Source organism: Caldimonas tepidiphila (genome assembly GCF_003569765.1).
Taxonomy (GTDB): Bacteria; Pseudomonadota; Gammaproteobacteria; order Burkholderiales; family Burkholderiaceae_C; genus Caldimonas; species Caldimonas tepidiphila.
This window is the reverse complement of record NZ_QXMG01000145.1, coordinates 1-2,075: the sequence shown is the minus strand read 5'-3', so window position 1 is coordinate 2,075 and position 2,075 is coordinate 1. Positions and strand designations below refer to the sequence as shown.

Here is a 2,075-nt window from a genome sequence, read left to right as displayed (position 1 = left end):
GTTCATTCAGACCGGTGCCCGGTACTCCTCCCCCTTGGCCAGCACCGCCCAGCAGATGCGCGCGTTCCTCGCTGCGATCGCGACCACCGCGCACCAGTGGCCTTTTCGCTCGGCCAGACTGGTGGCCCAGCGGCTGAGCCGATCCGTCTTGCCCCTGGCGCCCTGCAGCATCGCTCGGGCTCCAAGGATCAGCAGCGAGCGCAGGTACGAGTCGCCCACCTTCGTGATATGCCCCAGCCGCTGCTTGCCGCCCGAGCTGTGCTGCGCCGGTGTCATTCCCAGCCAGGCGCTGAGCTGGCGCCCGTTCTTGAAGTCGCGCCCCTGACCGATGCTCGCCAGCAGCGCGCTGGCCGTCGTCGCACCCACCCCCGGCACCGTCATCAGCCGCCGGCTTGCCTCTTCGGCCCGCGCAATCATCTCCACATGCCGGTCGTACTCCGCAATGCGCTCGTCGAGCCGGTGCAGATCGCTCAGGCCGTCGCCAATGGCCGTGTTCGCCCACTGCGGCAGATCTTCCAGGTGCGCCGCCGCGCCCCGGCGCACCGTCTCGGCCCTGAGCGGCAGCACGATGCCGAACTCGCTCAGCAGTCCCCGGATGCGGTTGATGCACGCCGTGCGCTCGGCCACCAGCGCCTGCCTCACCCGGTGGATGCACAGCCGCGACTGCGCGAGCTCGCTCTTGATCGGCACGAAGCGCATGTTCGGCCGCTGCAACGCCTCGCAGATCGCCGCCGCGTCGGCCGCGTCGTTCTTGCCGCGCTTGCCACTCATGCGGTACGGCGCCACGAGCTTCGGCGCCATCAGTCGCACCGTGTGCCCGAACTGCTGGAACTGCCGTGCCCAGTGGTGCGCGCCCGAGCACGCTTCCATCCCGATGGTGCACGCAGGCAGCCTGGCAATTACCTCGAGCAACTGCTCGCGACGCACCGCCGGGCGCACCAGGGCCGCCCGGCCCGATTGATCCACGCCGTGCAGCGCGAAAACCTTCTTGGCGAGATCGATGCCAACGAACACAATGGCCATCGACTTCTCCTTCCGAGTGAATCGATGAGAACCGCAACCCCATCGTGGCACTTCCAGTGCCGACCCGCCTCAATGCCCTCGGCATTGCAGCGGTCGCTTGGAATGAGGAAGTCCTTTTCATTCGTTAGCCTCCGAAATTCAAAAACTAGCCTCATTGCCGCTCGATATTTGCATCGGCTACAATACGTTACCTGCGACTATTTACTCAGCTTTCGGTGCAACTATGGCGAAATTCCTGAACACGAGCGCAACCAATTACTTCTTAGAGGAGTTGATTAAAGGTGCGAAAGACCGCTTAGTTCTTATCAGCCCTTTTCTGAAACTCAATGATCGAATGAAGGAGTTGCTTGCCGACAAGAATCGCTTAAAAATTGACGTTCGTGTCGTGTACGGAAAAAGCGAACTTCAACCGGAAGAGATTAGCTGGCTTACCGACCTCCCTTATATTAGAACAAGTTTCTGCAAGAACCTGCACGCCAAGTGCTACATGAACGAAGAGACCTGCATCATCACAAGCTTAAATCTCTACGAATTCAGCCAAGTGAACAACAACGAAATGGGAGTGTTGATTTCCCGTTCCGAAGACGCAGATGTTTACCGAGAGGCCTACGAAGAAGCTCAGCGCATAATCCGTATTAGCGAGGAGGTGCGCATCTCAATGGAGCGCGTTGCGCAAGAGCCGGACAACAAGTCAGAGCAAGAAGAGTTCGTCGAAAAATTAACGACCTCGAAAGTTGCTCAGAAGCTGGGCATGAAAACCAACGAATTAGTTGACAGGCTTGTTTCCTTGGGCCTGCTCGAAGTCCGAGACGGCAAGAACTACTTGACGGCCAAAGGCAAGGAAGCTGGTGGAGAATTCCGCATGAGTCCCAAGTTTGGCCCTTACTTTTTGTGGCCTGAAAGTCTTAAGCTCTAAAGAAAGGGGAAACTAATTCGCTCAACCCGCACCGCGTTCCGCGGGCGGGTCAACTCAAACAGGACTTCCCCCGCCACGAGGCTCTGTTGCACAAATGGCGGTGCTGTCGGTTAGGGCGCGGCGCTTGACAGCCTCG

At 59.4% G+C, this 2,075-nt stretch carries 2 protein-coding genes; one reads left to right on the top strand and one right to left on the bottom strand.

Going from position 1 to position 2,075, the window contains the following annotated elements:
• Nucleotides 1–6: 6 nt before the first annotated feature.
• Entirely contained in the window at nucleotides 7–1,023 is a 1,017-nt protein-coding gene (locus D3A59_RS24765; RefSeq protein ID WP_119157959.1) for an IS110 family RNA-guided transposase, read from the bottom strand.
• Between the two features lie 154 nt (nucleotides 1,024–1,177).
• Between D3A59_RS24765 and D3A59_RS24760 the strand changes: the two genes are divergently transcribed.
• Complete coding sequence (locus D3A59_RS24760) at nucleotides 1,178–1,939, top strand: phospholipase D family protein (RefSeq protein ID WP_240636205.1); 762 nt, start codon at nucleotides 1,178–1,180, stop codon at nucleotides 1,937–1,939.
• Nucleotides 1,940–2,075 lie beyond the last annotated feature (136 nt).

Bases quoted from the DNA above. Each gene is read 5' to 3' on its own strand.
- D3A59_RS24765 (WP_119157959.1), bottom strand. From the start codon at position 1,023: ATGGCCATTGTGTTCGTTGGCATCGATCTCGCCAAGAAGGTTTTCGCG.